The sequence below is a fragment of the Actinomadura sp. B10D3 genome (assembly GCF_039871695.1).
GTDB classification, from domain to species: Bacteria; Actinomycetota; Actinomycetes; order Streptosporangiales; family Streptosporangiaceae; genus Spirillospora; species Spirillospora madurae.
The window spans coordinates 353,791-368,710 of record NZ_JBDPLY010000003.1 but is presented as its reverse complement, the minus strand read 5'-3'; the positions used below and the strand labels follow the sequence as shown (position 1 = coordinate 368,710).

The 14,920-nt window shown below is 73.2% G+C and carries 12 protein-coding genes; 2 read left to right on the top strand and 10 right to left on the bottom strand.

The window, feature by feature from the left end; translation table 11 throughout:
* Positions 1–96: 96 nt before the first annotated feature.
* Positions 97–1,527 (bottom strand): pyruvate kinase, encoded by a 1,431-nt coding sequence (pyk, locus tag ABGB11_RS07835; RefSeq protein WP_347630315.1) that lies wholly within the window; start codon positions 1,525–1,527, stop codon positions 97–99.
* A gap of 108 nt (positions 1,528–1,635) precedes the next feature.
* On the bottom strand, positions 1,636–2,193 hold the full coding sequence (locus tag ABGB11_RS07830; RefSeq protein WP_347630313.1) for a type 1 glutamine amidotransferase domain-containing protein: 558 nt from the start codon (positions 2,191–2,193) through the stop codon (positions 1,636–1,638).
* A gap of 64 nt (positions 2,194–2,257) precedes the next feature.
* Here ABGB11_RS07830 and ABGB11_RS07825 point away from each other — a divergent pair, with 64 nt between their 5' ends.
* Complete coding sequence (locus ABGB11_RS07825; RefSeq protein ID WP_347630311.1) at positions 2,258–2,944, top strand: helix-turn-helix transcriptional regulator; 687 nt, start codon at positions 2,258–2,260, stop codon at positions 2,942–2,944.
* Here the strand turns inward: ABGB11_RS07825 and ABGB11_RS07820 are convergent.
* A complete protein-coding gene (locus ABGB11_RS07820) occupies positions 2,941–3,801 on the bottom strand; it encodes a hypothetical protein (protein WP_347630309.1) in 861 nt (286 codons plus the stop codon). The genes ABGB11_RS07825 and ABGB11_RS07820 overlap by 4 nt on opposite strands.
* A gap of 313 nt (positions 3,802–4,114) precedes the next feature.
* Between ABGB11_RS07820 and ABGB11_RS07815 the strand changes: the two genes are divergently transcribed.
* Entirely contained in the window at positions 4,115–5,542 is a 1,428-nt protein-coding gene (locus tag ABGB11_RS07815; RefSeq protein ID WP_347630307.1) for a pyridoxal-dependent decarboxylase, read from the top strand.
* Between the two features lie 7 nt (positions 5,543–5,549).
* Here ABGB11_RS07815 and ABGB11_RS07810 read toward each other — a convergent pair whose 3' ends face one another.
* From ABGB11_RS07810 to ABGB11_RS07780, 7 genes are all read right to left on the bottom strand, one after another.
* Positions 5,550–5,999 (bottom strand): VOC family protein, encoded by a 450-nt coding sequence (locus ABGB11_RS07810; protein WP_347630305.1) that lies wholly within the window; start codon positions 5,997–5,999, stop codon positions 5,550–5,552.
* A gap of 66 nt (positions 6,000–6,065) precedes the next feature.
* Positions 6,066–6,485: a helix-turn-helix transcriptional regulator gene (locus ABGB11_RS07805; RefSeq protein ID WP_347630303.1), complete on the bottom strand. Its 420-nt coding sequence runs from the start codon at positions 6,483–6,485 to the stop codon at positions 6,066–6,068.
* A 71-nt stretch (positions 6,486–6,556) separates the two neighbouring features.
* A complete protein-coding gene (locus ABGB11_RS07800) occupies positions 6,557–8,020 on the bottom strand; it encodes a glutamate synthase subunit beta (protein ID WP_347630301.1) in 1,464 nt (487 codons plus the stop codon).
* Between the two features lie 16 nt (positions 8,021–8,036).
* Positions 8,037–12,605, bottom strand: a complete 4,569-nt coding sequence (gene gltB, locus ABGB11_RS07795; protein ID WP_347630300.1) for a glutamate synthase large subunit — start codon at positions 12,603–12,605, stop codon at positions 8,037–8,039.
* A gap of 82 nt (positions 12,606–12,687) precedes the next feature.
* The gene (locus tag ABGB11_RS07790) at positions 12,688–12,834 is read right to left on the bottom strand and encodes a hypothetical protein (RefSeq protein WP_347630298.1); all 147 of its coding nucleotides are present in this window, start codon (positions 12,832–12,834) and stop codon (positions 12,688–12,690) included.
* 108 nt (positions 12,835–12,942) lie between these two features.
* Positions 12,943–14,022: a hypothetical protein gene (locus ABGB11_RS07785; protein ID WP_347630296.1), complete on the bottom strand. Its 1,080-nt coding sequence runs from the start codon at positions 14,020–14,022 to the stop codon at positions 12,943–12,945.
* A 99-nt stretch (positions 14,023–14,121) separates the two neighbouring features.
* Positions 14,122–14,916 carry a hypothetical protein gene (locus ABGB11_RS07780; protein ID WP_347630294.1) on the bottom strand — a complete coding sequence of 265 codons (795 nt, stop codon included), beginning with the start codon at positions 14,914–14,916 and terminating at the stop codon, positions 14,122–14,124.
* Positions 14,917–14,920: the final 4 nt, after the last annotated feature.

Here is a 14,920-nt window from a genome sequence, read left to right as displayed (position 1 = left end):
ACGAGACCGGGCGGTGATGCCTGCTCGGTGGGCAGGTTCAGGCGGGTGGGGGACCGGCCGGCGGTGCCGGTCAGTGGACCGGCCAGTGAGGGCCGGTCACTGGGGGATGGCGATGGCGTCGCCGAGGCTGTGCACGCGCAGGGCGTTGGTGGAGCCGGCGGTGCCGGGCGGCGAGCCGGCGACCACGACGACCTTGTCGCCCTTCTGGCAGCGGCCGAGTTCGAGGAGCGACTGCTCGACCTGGCGGAACATGGCGTCGGTGTGGTCGACCTGCGGGACGATGAACGTCTCCACGCCCCAGACGTGCGCGAGCCGCCCGCGGGTGGCGGGGACCGACGTGAAGGCCAGCAGCGGGATCGGCGAGCGGTAGCGGGACAGGCGGCGCGCCGTCTCGCCGGACATGGTGAACGCGGCGAGGGCCTCGGCGCCGACGATCGCGCCGACCTCCGCGGCGGCGCGGGCGATGGCGCCGCCGACGGTCTCCGGCATGCGGTCGAGGGTGTGGGTGGCCTGGAGGGCGGCCTGCTCGGCGGTCTGCACGATGCGGCTCATCGTGAGGACGGCCTCGATCGGGTACTGGCCGATGCTCGTCTCGCCGGAGAGCATGACGGCGTCGGCGCCCTCGAAGACGGCGTTGGCGACGTCGGAGGTCTCCGCGCGGGTGGGGCGGGGCGCGGAGATCATGGATTCGAGCATCTGGGTCGCGACGATGACCGGGCGGGCCTTCTCGCGGCACAGCTCGATGGCGCGCTTCTGGACGATCGGCACCTGTTCGAGGGGGAGCTCGACGCCGAGGTCGCCGCGGGCGACCATGATGCCGTCGAAGGCGGCGACGATCTCGGGGAGGCGCTCGACGGCCTGCGGCTTCTCGATCTTGCCGATGAGGGGGACGCGGACGCCCTCCTCCTCCATGATCTGGTAGCAGATGTCGGCGTCGGCGGGGGTGCGGACGAAGGAGAGGGCGACGAGGTCGACGCCGAGGCGCAGGGCCCAGCGCAGGTCGCGCTCGTCCTTCTCGGTGAGGGCGGGGACGCTGACCGGGACGCCGGGCAGGTTGAGGCCCTTGTTGTCGGAGACCATGCCGCCGACGGTCACGGTGGTGTGGACGCGGCTGCCCTCGACGGAGGTGACCTTGAGGGCGACGCGGCCGTCGTCGATCAGGACGGTGTCGCCGGGCGAGACGTCGCCGGGGAGGCCCTGGTAGGTGGTCGAGACCTCGCGGCGCGTGCCGGGCACGTCGTCGGTGGTGATGGTGAACTCGTCGCCGAGGGTGAGCCGTACCGGGCCGTCCGGGAAGCGGCCGATGCGGATCTTGGGGCCCTGCAGGTCCGCCAGGATGCCGACGCCGCGCCCGGTGGCGTCGGCGGCGGCGCGGATGCGGTGGTAGACCTCCTCGTGGACGGCATGCTCGCCGTGGCTCATGTTGAGGCGGGCGACGTCGATGCCGGCTTCGACAAGGGCGTTGATCTGCTCGGTGCTGGAGCAGGCGGGGCCGATGGTGCTGACGATCTTCGCTCGACGGGTCACGTGCACAACCGTACTTAGTTACTAGCCGGTACGGATATTCGTGCAGGATATGGTCGCCCCCGGTTCGCGCAGTGGTCTAGGTCAGAGGTCTAGACCACATCCGGCCGCTCATCGCGCGAAGGCCTCCACGGCGGCCCTGCAGAACGCCTTGAGGTCGTCCGGCTTGCGGCTGCTGACCAGGACGTTGGGTCCGGCCTCGCAAACCTTTACCTCCTCGTCGACCCATGTCGCGCCCGCGTTGCGCAGATCGGTCTGGAGACTCGGCCACGACGCGAGGGTGCGGCCGCGGACGGCGTCGGCCTCGATGAGGGTCCAGGGGCCGTGGCAGATCACCGCGACCGGCTTGCCGGCGTCGAAGAAGGACCTGGCGAAGGCGACGGCCCCGGGGTCGGTGCGCAGAAAGTCCGGGTTGGCGACGCCGCCGGGCAGCAGCAGGCCGTCGAACTCGGTGTGGTCGGAGACGTCCACGGTGGTGTCGACGGGGAAGGTGTCGGCCCTGTCGAGGTGGTCGAAGGCCTGGAGGCGGCCGGACTGGGTGGAGACCAGGCGCGGGCGCCCGCCGGCCTGCTCGACGGCCTTCCAGGGTTCGGTGAGCTCGACCTGCTCGGTGCCCTCGGGCGCGCACAGGAAGGCGATGGTCCTGCCCTGAAGATCGCTACTGGCCACGATGTCCTCCGATTCGCCGGTTTTCAGGCCCTTTGCCCGCGCGGGCGAGTGGTATGCAGGAAGGGTGAATCCGACCGGGTATCGCGAGTACCGGGCGCCTGGTCTGGCGTGCCTGTGGACGGCGTCGCTGCCGCGGGACGCGGAGCCGTTCGTCCAGCGGGTGGTGCCGGACGGCTGCGTGGACCTGATCTGGTCGGACGGCGGCATCCTGGTGGCGGGGCCGGACACCGGCCCGATCCCGGCGGTGTTCCGGCCGGGCGAGGAGGTCGTGGCGGTGCGGTTCGCGCCGGGGACGGCGCCGCCCGTGCTGGGCGTCCCCGCGGACGCGGTCCGGGACGGGCGGGTGCCGCTGCGGGACCTGTGGGGCGGCGAGGCCGACCGCCTGGCGGAGGAGGTGGCCGCGGCGGCCGACCGGCGGGGCGCGCTGGCCGGCGCGCTGCGCGGCCGGATCCGGCCGCCGGACCCGCTCGTGGCGGCCGTGGTGGCGGGCGTCGCCAACGGTTCGGTGCGCGAGGTCGCCGATGGGCTCGGCCTCGGCGAGCGGCAGTTGCGGCGGCGCTCGCTGGCGGCGTTCGGGTACGGGCCGAAGACGCTGCAGCGGGTGCTGCGCTTCCAGCGGGCGCTGCGGCTGGCGAGGGCGGGCGAGCCGCTGGCCTCGGTGGCGTACGCGGCGGGCTACGCCGACCAGGCCCACTTCGCGCACGAGGTGCGGGACCTGGCGGGCGAGCCCGTCCGCGGGCTGCTGGTCTAGGGTTTGAGCCGTCCGTAGGCGCGCAGCGTCAGGAGGCTCTCGACGGTGGCGACGCCGCGCCACTCGGGGCCGGTGATCGGCGTCCACGCGGGGAATCCGACGTGCCAGCCGCCGTCGTCGTCCTGCGCGTCGATGAGGGCGTCGAGCGCCGCGTCGACGGCGGCGTCGGTGAGGAGCCGCCGCCCGAACCCGTCCGGGCGCGGCGCGAAGTCGAGGGGCCCGTGGTGGTCGCTTCGCGCGTGGGCGGCGAGGAGGTCGCGGACGCGCTCGAACGCGGCCTCGGCCCGGCCGCGGTCGGGCACGTGGTCGAGGAAGGCCAGGACCGCGAGGATGTCGTACGGGCCGGGTTCGGTCGCGGGGTCGTCCAGGTAGCGCCAGCAGAACTCGGTCGCGGGTCCGAGCCAGGGGTGGCCGGCGCCGGCCCTGTGGAGCCTCCCGGCGAGTGCAGCGGTGGGGTTGATGCTCGCGGGCGGGTCGTCGGTGGTCTGCCACCATGGCGCGCGGGGCGCGTCGCGGACGGTCGGCAGCACGAACGGCACCCCGCCGCCGTCCACGGTGATGGACGACAGGTAGCCGGCGGCGCGGGCGACGGCGGGATCGTCGTCCGCGCCCGCCTCGTGCAGGATCTCCAGGGCGTGCTGGGTGGGGACGGGCTGGCTGGCCTCGCCGCGCAGGTCGGGTTCGAGGGCGTGGCCGTAGCCGCCGTCGGGGTTCTCGTAGGGGCGGAGGGCGGCCAGGACGGGGGCGGCGGGGGCGCCGCGGAAGTGCATCGCGAAGCGGTGCCGGTCGATGAGGCGGCCGTTGAGGCGCAGGAACTCGGCGGCGCGGGCGAGTTCGGATTCGGGCAGTACGTTCATGGGCTCGACGCTAGGCCGCCGGGCCGCGGCCGGTCTTGCAGGAATCGGACACCGCGTGCGGCGGGGCGGGTGGGCCCGGCCACCCCAGCGGTGGGTGGCCGGGCCCCTGGTGTCCCGCGGTGCGGGGTGCGGGAGCGCGCCGCCCGGCGGCCGCGACGGGCTCGCGGCCGCGACGGGCCCGCGGCGGTGCCGCGGCCGGGCGGTGAACCCAGGCCGGACCGTAGCCGACCAGCACGAAGACCACAAGTGGAGGGCCCGCCATCGGGGTTTCGGACGTTCCGTCCGGTACACCAGCTATGGTCTTCTATGGGTCATGAGTGACCCTTTTTACGAACGTGACAAGGCCGGGGAGCCGCTCGCGGCGGTGGCGCGCGCCGCGGAACCGTACCTGGCGAGCCTGCGGGACCGCCCCGTCCACGACCGGGCGAAGGACGCCCTCCTGGACGAGCTGGACGGCCCGCTGCCCGACCGCGGGGACGGGTCGGTGGCCGCGGTGGAGCGGCTGCTGCGGATCGGCACCGAGGCGGCGACCCACTCGTCCGGACCGCGGTTCTTCCACCTGGTGGTGGGCGGGGCCACGCCGGCGGCGATGGCGGGCGACTGGACGGCGTCGCTGCTGGACCAGGCGGCGGGCATCTGGCAGTCGTCTCCGCTGGCGGCGCGGGCGGAGACGGTGGTGCTGCGGTGGCTGAAGGAGCTGTTCGGGCTGCCCGCGTCGTTCGGCGGCGTGCTGACGCCGAGCGCGACGCTGGCGCACGTGGCGGGCCTGGCCTGCGCGCGGCACTGGTGGGCGGGCGAGCACGGGGTGGACGTGACGTCGCAGGGCCTGGCGGGCCTGCCCGCGATGCCGGTGTTCACCAGCGGGCTCGTGCACGTCAGCACCAGGAAGGCGCTGCAGATCCTCGGCTGCGGGAGGGACACGCTGACGACGTTCGCCTCCGGCGACGCCGGGCAGGTCGATCTCGCGGCGATGGACGCGGCGCTGGCGCGCGAGCGCGGCCGGGCGGTGATCGTGGCGAACCTCGGCGAGGTGAACACCGGGGCCTCGGACCCGATCGCCGAGCTGGCGGACCTGGCGGAGCGGCACGGCGCCTGGCTGCACGTGGACGGGGCGTTCGGCCTGTTCGCCGCCCTCAGCCCGCGCACCGCGCACCTCGCCCGCGGCGTCGAGCGCGCCGACTCGGTGACGGCGGACGGGCACAAGTGGCTGAACGTCCCCTACGAGAGCGGGTTCTCGTTCGTCCGGGACCCTGAGTCGCTGAGCCGCGCCTTCGGGGCGTGGGGCGCGGCCTACCTGCCGGACGACGGCGGCGATCGGGTCAACTACAACGCCCTGGGCCCGGAGTCGTCGCGGCGGGCGCGGGCGCTGCCGATCTGGGCGACGCTGCGGGCGTACGGGCGGGACGGCCACCGCGCGATGGTCGAGCGTCACCTCGACGTGGCGCGGCATCTCGGCCGGCTCGTCGAGGCGGCGCCCGACCTGGAGCTGCTGGCGCCCGTGCAGCTGTGCGTCACCTGTTTCCGGTACCGTCCGGACGGCGTCCCGGCGGAGCGCCTGGACGACCTGAACGCGCGCCTCGGCGAGGCGCTCCTCGCGGACGGCCGCGTCTACGCGGGGACGAGCACCTACCGGGGCATGACGGTCCTGCGCCCCGCGACGCTCAACTGGCGGACGACGAAGGCCGACGTGGAGCGCCTCGTCGACGTCCTGCGCGAGCTCGGGGCCCGCCTCGCCGCCTGAGCGCCGGTCAGCCGGGGCACCCCCAGGACGCGGTCTCGTCGAGCTGCTCGAAGGGCTGGGTGAGGCTGTACCAGCAGCCGGAGTCGTCGCGGAAGACGGCCTCGATGCCGTAGGGCCGCTTCTCCGGCTCGTGCAGGAACTCGACGCCCTTCGCCGACAGCCGCTCGTAGTCGGCCTGGCAGTCGTCGGTGTTGAAGGCGCCGGCGCCGAGGACGCCCTTGGCGATGAGCGCCTTCATCTGGGCGGCGGAGCCGGGGTCCATGGTGGGCGGGCCGGGGACCATCAGCGCGAGGCTCAGGTCCGGCTGGTCCTTGGCGCCCACGGTGACCCAGCGCATCCCGCCCTCGCCGAGCGTCATGTCGTCCCGGACCTCCAGGCCGAGCTTCTCGGTGAAGAACGCGATGGCCGAGTCCTGGTCGAGCACCCACACGGTGGCCAGCCCCAGTTTCGTGATCATGCAGGATCTCCTTCGTGAACAGGGAGGACGCGTTCACGGTAGGGCGCCGCCGGGCGCGCGGCCTTCTCATTTCTTGCGGAAGCCGCCCGCCCAGAGCAGGACGAAGCAGCCGGGGACGGCGGGCGCGCCGCCGGTGCGCGCCCACCGCCGGAAGGCGGTGGGCGTCATCCCCGCCTCCTGCTTGAAGCGGGTGCAGAACGTCCCGAGGCTGGTGAACCCGACGAGCATGCAGATCTCGGTGACGGTCAGGTCGGTGGTGCGGAGCAGGTCCTGGGCGCGTTCGATGCGGCGGCGGGCGAGGTAGGCGCCGGGCGTCTCGCCGTAGACCTCGCTGAACAGCCGGACGAAGTGGTAGCGCGAGTAGCCCGCGCGGGCGGCGACGGCGGCGACGTCGATGGGGCCGGCCCACTCGCGGTCCATGGTGTCCCGGGCCAGCCGCATCCTGCGCAGCAGGCCGGTGTCCAGGACGGGTGGCGCCTTTCCCATGCCCCGATGCTGGCACACGGCGACGACAAGGGCCCTGGAGGCGATCGCCTCCAGGGCCCTTGCCCGGCGCGTCAGGAGATCGGGCGCGCCGTCGGCGGGATCGGGTACGGCAGGTCCGTCCGGCCGCTGAGGTAGGCGTCGACGCCGTGCGCGGCGGCGCGGCCCTCGGCGATGGCCCAGACGATCAGGGACTGGCCGCGGCCCATGTCGCCGGCGGCGAACACGCCGTCCACCGACGTCCGGTAGTCGCCGTCGCGGACCACGTTGCCGCGCTGGTCGAGATCGACGCCGAGCTGCTCCAGCAGGCCCTCGCGCTGCGGGCCGAGGAAGCCCATGGCGAGGGTGACCAGCTCGGCGGGGATCTCCCGCTCGGTGCCCTCGACCGGCGCGAACCGGGTCTCCGGCCCGCCGACCTCCACCAGCCGCAGCCCGCGGACGTTGCCGTCCGCGTTGCCGACGAACTCGGTGGTGGACACGGCGTAGACGCGGTCGCCGCCCAGGCCGGCGAGCTCCTCGTGGGCGCTCTCCATCTTGAACAGCATCGGGTACGTCGGCCACGGCTGGGCGTCCGGGCGGGACTCCGGCGGCCGGGGCATGATCTCCAGCTGCGTGACGGACGCGGCGCCCTGCCGGATCGCGGTGCCGATGCAGTCGGCGCCGGTGTCGCCGCCGCCGATGACGACGACGTGCCTGCCCTTCGCGGAGATCGGCGACTCCTCGTAGTCACCCTCCTGCGCCCGGTTGGACGGGGGCAGGTACTCCATCGCCTGGTAGACGCCCTTCAGCTCCCGTCCGGGGACGGGCAGGTCGCGCCAGGCGGTGGCGCCGCCCGCCAGGACGACGGCGTCGTGGGACGCGCGCAGGTCGTCGGCGGTGATGTCCACGCCGATGTTCACCGAGGTGCGGAACGCGGTGCCCTCGGCGCGCATCTGGGCGAGGCGCCGGTCGAGGTGCCGCTTCTCCATCTTGAACTCGGGGATGCCGTAGCGCAGCAGCCCGCCGATCCGGTCGGCCCGCTCGTACACCGTGACCTCGTGCCCGGCGCGGGTGAGCTGCTGGGCGGCCGCGAGGCCGGCGGGGCCGGAGCCGACCACCGCGACCTTCTTGCCGGTCCTGACGGCGGGCGGCTGCGGGCGCACCCAGCCCTCGGCGAACGCCCGGTCGATGATCTCGACCTCGACCCGCTTGATCGTCACCGGGTCCTGGTTGATGCCGAGGACGCAGGCGCTCTCGCACGGCGCGGGGCACAGCCTCCCGGTGAACTCCGGGAAGTTGTTGGTGGCGTGCAGCCGCTCGATCGCCTCCCGCCAGTCCTTGCGGTAGACGAGGTCGTTCCACTCGGGGATGAGGTTGCCGAGCGGGCAGCCCTGGTGGCAGAACGGGATGCCGCAGTCCATGCAGCGGCTCGCCTGCTTCTCCAGCCGGTCCGTGCCGAGGTTCTCGTAGACCTCGGACCAGCTCTTGATCCGCACGTCCACCGGGCGGCGCTTCGGGAGCTCCCGCCGGACGGTCAGAAAACCCTTCGGGTCGGCCATGAAGGAGTCCCCCCTCTCAGCTCTGCGCGGCGGCCATGACCGCCTCGTCGACGTCGCGTCCCTCGGCCTCGGCCTTCGCCATGGCGTCCAGCACGCGCCGGTAGTCACGCGGCATGATCTTGGTGAAGCGGGCGGCGGCGGCGTCCCAGTCGTCCAGCAGCCGCCGCGCGACCCGCGACCCGGTCTCGGCCAGGTGCCGCTCGGTCAACTCCCGGACGAAGTCCACGTCGCCGGCGTCCAGCGGTTCCAGGTCGACCATCTCGCCGTTGACGCGCTCGGGCGCCAGGTCCAGCACGTAGGCGATGCCGCCGGACATGCCGGCCGCGAGGTTGCGCCCGGTCGGGCCGAGGATCAGCGCGCGGCCGCCGGTCATGTACTCGCAGGCGTGGTCGCCGGCGCCCTCGACGACGGCGGTGGCGCCGGAGTTGCGGACGCAGAACCGCTCGCCGACGACGCCGCGGGCGAACAGCTCGCCCGAGGTGGCGCCGTACAGGATCACGTTGCCGCCGATGATCTGCTCCTCGGCCGCGAACGCGGCGTCCTCGGGGGGACGCAGCGTCAGCCGGCCGCCGGACAGGCCCTTGCCGACGTAGTCGTTGGCGTCGCCGACGAGCCGAAGCGTGACGCCGCGCGGCACGAACGCGCCGAACGAGTTGCCCGCCGAGCCGGTGAAGGTGACGTCGATCGTGCCGTCGGGCAGGCCCTCGCCGCCCCACTTCTTGGTCACCTCGTGGCCGAGCATGGTGCCGACCGTCCGGTTGACGTTGCGGATCGGCAGGTCGAGCGTGACCTTGTCGCTGTAGGCGATCGCGCCCTCGGCGAGCTGGATCAGCGTGTTGTCCAGCGCCTTCTCCAGGCCGTGGTCCTGCTCGGTGACCCGGTGCAGGGCCGCGCCCGGCGCCCGCTCCGGGGCGTGCAGGATCGGGGCCAGGTCCAGGCCGGAGGCCTTCCAGTGCTCCACGGCCTCGCGGGTGTCGATCATCTCCACGTGGCCGATCGCCTCGTCCAGCGAGCGGAACCCGAGGGCCGCCAGGTACTCGCGGACCTCCTCGGCGACGAACTCGAAGAAGTTCACGACGAACTCGGGCTTGCCGGTGAACCGCTCCCGCAGGACGGGGTTCTGGGTGGCGACGCCGACCGGGCAGGTGTCCAGGTGGCAGACGCGCATCATGACGCAGCCCGACACCACCAGCGGGGCGGTCGCGAAGCCGTACTCCTCGGCGCCGAGGAGCGCGGCGATGACGACGTCCCGGCCGGTCTTCATCTGCCCGTCGGTCTGCACGACGATCCGGTCGCGCAGCCCGTTCAGCAGCAGCGTCTGCTGGGTCTCGGCGAGGCCGAGCTCCCAGGGCGCGCCGGCGTGCTTCAGCGAGGTCAGCGGCGACGCGCCGGTGCCTCCGTCGTGCCCGGAGATCAGCACCACGTCGGCGTGCGCCTTGGACACCCCGGCCGCGACCGTGCCGACCCCGACCTCGGCGACGAGCTTGACGTGCACGCGCGCCGACGGGTTGGCGTTCTTCAGGTCGTGGATGAGCTGCGCCAGGTCCTCGATGGAGTAGATGTCGTGGTGCGGCGGCGGCGAGATGAGGCCGACGCCGGGCGTGGAGTGCCGGGTCTTGGCGATCCACGGGTACACCTTGTGGCCGGGCAGCTGGCCGCCCTCGCCGGGCTTGGCGCCCTGCGCCATCTTGATCTGGATGTCGTCGGAGTTGGTGAGGTACTCCGACGTCACGCCGAACCGGCCGGACGCGACCTGCTTGATGGCGCTGCGCCGCAGGTCGCCGTTCTCGTCCGGGGCGAACCGCGCCGGGTCCTCGCCGCCCTCGCCGGTGTTGGACTTGCCGCCGAGCCGGTTCATCGCGATCGCGAGGGTCTCGTGCGCCTCCGCCGAGATGGAGCCGTACGACATCGCGCCGGTGGAGAACCGCTTGACGATCTCCGACACCGGCTCGACCTCGTCGATCGGCACCGGGTCCCGGTCGCCCTCCTTCAGCCTGAACAGCCCGCGGAGGGTCATCAGCTTCTCGGCCTGCGAGTCGACCGTGGAGGTGTACTCCTTGAAGATCTCGTAGCGGCGGGTCCGGGTGGCGTGCTGGAGCTTGAACACCGTGTCCGGGTTGAACAGGTGCGGCTCGCCCTCGCGGCGCCACTGGTACTCGCCGCCGACCTCCAGCGTCCGGTGCGGGAGTTCGTTGCCGCCCGGCGGGTAGGCGCGGGCGTGCCGCTGCGCGACCTCGCGGGCCAGCACGTCGAAGCCGACGCCGCCGAGCCGGGACGTGGTGCCGGTGAAGCAGCGGGACACCACGTCCTCGCCGAGCCCGATCGCCTCGAAGATCTGCGCGCCGGTGTAGGACGCGACCGTGGACACGCCCATCTTCGACATGATCTTCAGGACGCCCTTGCCGTAGGCCTTCACCAGGTTCCGGACCGCGGCGGCCGGGTCCAGGCCCTCGATGACGCCGGCGCGGACCAGGTCCTCGACGGTCTCGATCGCCAGGTACGGGTTGATGGCGGACGCGCCGTAGCCGATGAGCAGCGCCATGTGGTGGCACTCGCGGGCCTCGCCCGTCTCGATCACCAGGCCCACCTGCGTGCGGGTCTTCTCCCGGATCAGGTGGTGGTGGACGGCGCCGGTCAGCAGCAGCGACGGGATGGCGGCGCGGGCGGAGTCGGCGCCGCGGTCCGACAGCACGATGATCCGCGCCCCGGCCCCGATCGCCCGGCTCACCTCGGAGTTGATCTCCTCCAGGCGCGCCTCCAGGGCCTCTCCCCCGCCGGCCACGTCGTACAGGCCCTGCACGACGTGGGCCTGCAGGTGCGGGAGCGACCCCTCGTCGTCGATGTGAATGATCTTGGAGATCTCGTCGTCGTCCAGGATCGGCGTCGGCAGCACGAGCCGCCGGCACGAGTCCGGGCCAGGCTCCAGCAGGTTGCCCTCCGGGCCGAGCGTGGACTGCAGCGAGGTGACGAGCTCCTCGCGGATCGCGTCCAGCGGCGGGTTCGTGACCTGCGCGAACAGCTGCTTGAAGTAGTCGAACAGCAGCCGCGGGCGCTCCGACAGCACCGCGATCGGGGTGTCGGTGCCCATCGACCCGATCGGCTCGGCGCCCGTCCTCGCCATCGGAGTGAGGATGATCCGCTGCTCTTCGAGCGTGTAGCCGAACGTCTGCTGCCGCGTGACGAGGGTCTCGTGCGTCGGGAGCTCCCGCTCGCGCTGCGGCAGCTCCTCGAACCGGACCAGGCCGTCGTGCAGCCATTCGCCGTACGGGTGCTCGGCGGCGAGCTCGGCCTTGACCTCGTCGTCCTCGACGATCCGCCCGGCGGCGGTGTCCACCAGGAAGATCTTGCCGGGCTGCAGCCGGCCCTTCCGGACGACCTTGCTCGCCGGGATGTCGAGGACGCCCGCCTCGCTGGCCAGCACGACCAGGCCGTCGTCGGTCACCCAGTACCGGCCGGGGCGCAGCCCGTTGCGGTCCAGGACGGCGCCGACGACGGTGCCGTCGGTGAAGCTGACGCTGGCGGGGCCGTCCCACGCCTCCATCAGCGTGGAGTGGAACTCGTAGAACGCCCGGCGGGCGGGGTCCATCTCGGTGTGGTTCTCCCACGCCTCCGGGATCATCATCAGCACGGCGTGCGGCAGCGACCGGCCCCCGAGGTGCAGCAGCTCCAGGCACTCGTCGAAGGAGGCGGTGTCGCTGGCCTCGATGTCGATCACCGGGTAGATCCGGGACAGGTCGCCGGGGATCAGGTCGGACTTCAGCAGCGCCTCGCGGGCGCGCATCCAGTTCCGGTTGCCCTTCACCGTGTTGATCTCGCCGTTGTGGGCGATGAACCGGTACGGGTGGGCCAGCTCCCAGGCCGGGAACGTGTTGGTCGAGAACCGCGAGTGGACCAGCGCGATCCCGCTGGTGAAGCGGCGGTCCGACAGGTCGGGGAAGAACGGCTCCAGCTGCGGGGTCGTCAGCATCCCCTTGTAGACGATCGTCCGGCTGGACAGGCTCGGGAAGTAGACCCGCACGTCCTGCTCGGCGCGCTCGCGCATGCAGAAGACGACGCGGTCCAACTCCAGGCCCGTCCGGCCCTCGTGCGGGCCGCCGGGGGCCGGGGCCACGAACAGCTGGGCGAAGTGCGGCATGACCCGGCGGCTGGCCGGGCCGGTGAAGGCGGGGTCGTGCGGGAGCCCGCGCCAGCCGAGGACCGCCAGGCCCTCCTCGGCGCAGAGCGCCTCGACGTGCGCGACCACGGCGGCGCGCTCCGCGCCGTCCACCGGCAGGAAGGCGATGCCGGCCGCGTACGCGCCGGCCTCGGGGAGCGGGAAGTCGCAGACCTCGCGGAAGAACGCGTCCGGGATCTGGACGAGGACGCCGACGCCGTCGCCGTCGTCCGGCTCCGCGCCAACCGCCCCGCGGTGGTCCAGGTTCTTCAGGACGGTCAGGGCCTTCTGGACGATGTCGTGGCTCTTGCGTCCGTGCAGGTCGGCGACCATGCCGACGCCGCAGGCGTCGTGCTCGTTGGCCGGGTCGTAGAGGCCTTCCGCATGGGGGCGGCCCGGTACGCGGCCGGCTGTGAGGGCAGCAGCAGCCATCAACCCTCCCGTCGTCGTCGTGTCACTGCTTCGTGTCAGTGCAGGCTCGGGACGACGTTGGCCCTGCTGCGGTGAGATGACATTACATCACTGCCGGGATCATGCCCGACTGCACCGGATCGCGAAACTTCCTCGTGCCGATCGCCGGTGTGTCATCTTCGAGTGGTTTAGACCAGGTTACCGGGTTCCGCCGGGCACGGACGGTGACGGCGGCGGTGACGATCATCACCGGAACACGATGTTTACGGTGTTATGGCGGTGATCAACCGGCTCGCCGGGACCGTGCCGGTCACGCCCTGTCGATCACTCAGAGGCGTCGATCATTCAAAAGCGTGGATCATTCGGAGGCGCGGGCGGCGCGGCCGAGGACCGCCGGGGCCTTCCCGCCCTCGATCAGCAGCGACAGCAGCGTCTCGTCCTTCTCGTCGCCCTTGCCGTCCAGCCGCTGCGCCCACGACACCACGGCGAAGTGCCCCATCGCGAGGCCGCGCGCCATGCCGAAGCCGCGGCCGAACGCGTCCAGCGGGGCGGGGGCCTCCAGCGGCCTGACGAAGCCCGCGCCGATCGTGGTCTCCAGCTTCGCCACGAACCTCTCGGCGTCCGCCGACCCGGCCAGGTTGAACACCGCGACCGCCAGCGCGTAGCCGCGGCGCGTGTCGGAGTAGATGCCCCGGACGGCCTGCGTGCAACCGCCCCGGCCCAGCTCGGCGCCCACGGACCCGCCCCACACGGCGGCGGCGCAGTCGCCGTCCAGCCGCTTCGCGCGCAGCTTCAGCGTCGCCTCGCCCTCCGGGACCGACACCTTCGCCGCCGACGCGGGGAACGCCTCGCCGATCGTCAGGGGCTGGGAGTCCGCGCTCCGGGAGGCGATGCCGGCGTACGCGGCGCTGGACGGCGAGCTGGAGTAGGACACCGGCGACACGCCGGTCCCCGCGGGCGTACCGATCTTCGCGGGCGGGGCCGCGGCGGGGGCGTCGTCGCCTCCCCCGAGGACGGCCACCGCGCCCGCTCCGAGCAGCACCAGCGCGCCGAGGGCCGCGGCCGCTCCGAAGTACAGCCTCGGTCCGGGCCCGCCGGCACGGCGGGCCGGCCCGCTCTGGCGCTCAGGCCCGCCCGGCCGCCCGGAGGGCCGGGCGGGTCTCGCGGCCTTTCCCCGCTTCTTCGGCCGCTTGCCGCTCTTCTTCGGCTTCCTGCCGCGCTCGGGCGCGGCCGGGGGCGCACCGTAGGCGTCCTCGGGCGCGAAGCCGTCGTCGTAGGACTCCTCCAGGTGGGGGACGTCCTCGTACGGCGGCGTGGGCGCGGGCGGCCGCTCCGCGCGGGAGGCGGCGCGGCGGGGCGGCGGGGTCCGGCGCGGTCCGCCCGCCCGGCCCGGCGCCGTCCTGCGGGGGGCGGGCTGCCGGCGGCCCTGGCGGCTCACCGGGGGCCGCCCTCGGCCGCCGCCGCCGCGGTGTTCATCGGATCCACGACCGCGCAGATTACCGCCCACCCGCGTACCGAACGTCCAGGCCCGGCCCGGTCACTGCCCGGACCGCCCGCCGGCGGCCAGGTCGAGGCGCCCGTACAGGAAGTCGGCGGCGTTCTCGATGACCAGGCTCACATCGATCATCTCGTTGAGCGAGGCGGGCTGCTCGCCCCCGGCCCGCTGCACCCACGTGCCGACGGCGTAGTGGCCGTACGTGCGGGTGTAGGCGGCGCTGAAGCCCGAGCCGAACGGGGGCACGCCCGGCGCGTCCAGCGGCGTCACCCAGCCGGTGCCGGCCGCCGGGTCGAGGTCGCGCAGGATCTGCTTGACCCCCTCCTCGCTCGCCAGGTTGATCACGAAGAACTGGCCGACGTGCTTCTTGTCGGCGCTCACGTACGCGCCCCGGACGACCTGGGTGCACTGGTACTTGGCGAGGTCGGCCTGCAGCCGCCCGCCCCAGGTCGCGGCCTTGCAGTCCGAGCTCAGCTTGGACGCGGCCAGCGTGAACGCGTACTTGGACGACTTCAGGCTCTTGGCGGAGAACGCCTCGCCCTCGGTGATCGCGCGGCCGTCGGCGGAGCGGGACCCGAGCTTGGCGAAGCCCTCCCCGAGGTAGTCCGGGGCGTAGGCGGTCGGCACCGCCTGCGACACCTTCTTCTCGTCGCCGCCGCCGGTGAGCATGACCACCGCGACCGCCGCGACGGCCACCACGACCAGGACGGCGGCCCCGATCAGCAGCGGTTTGGGGGCGGGGAGCTTGCGGCCCGGCTTGTCGTCCTCCGGCCAGAAGTCCCGCCCGCGGCCCTTCTGCGCGGCCTTGGTGGAACCTGAGTCACGAGCCTCGATCACAGCC

What these genes read in the sequence shown, in the direction of transcription:
- ABGB11_RS07810 (WP_347630305.1), bottom strand. Translation starts at nt 5,999, where the DNA reads ATGATCACGAAACTGGGGCTGGCCACCGTGTGGGTGCTCGACCAGGAC.
- ABGB11_RS07820 (WP_347630309.1), bottom strand. Translation starts at nt 3,801, where the DNA reads ATGAACGTACTGCCCGAATCCGAACTCGCCCGCGCCGCCGAGTTCCTG.
- ABGB11_RS07805 (WP_347630303.1), bottom strand. Translation starts at nt 6,485, where the DNA reads ATGGGAAAGGCGCCACCCGTCCTGGACACCGGCCTGCTGCGCAGGATG.
- ABGB11_RS07800 (WP_347630301.1), bottom strand. Translation starts at nt 8,020, where the DNA reads ATGGCCGACCCGAAGGGTTTTCTGACCGTCCGGCGGGAGCTCCCGAAG.
- ABGB11_RS07815 (WP_347630307.1), top strand. Translation starts at nt 4,115, where the DNA reads ATGAGTGACCCTTTTTACGAACGTGACAAGGCCGGGGAGCCGCTCGCG.
- gltB (WP_347630300.1), bottom strand. Translation starts at nt 12,605, where the DNA reads ATGGCTGCTGCTGCCCTCACAGCCGGCCGCGTACCGGGCCGCCCCCAT.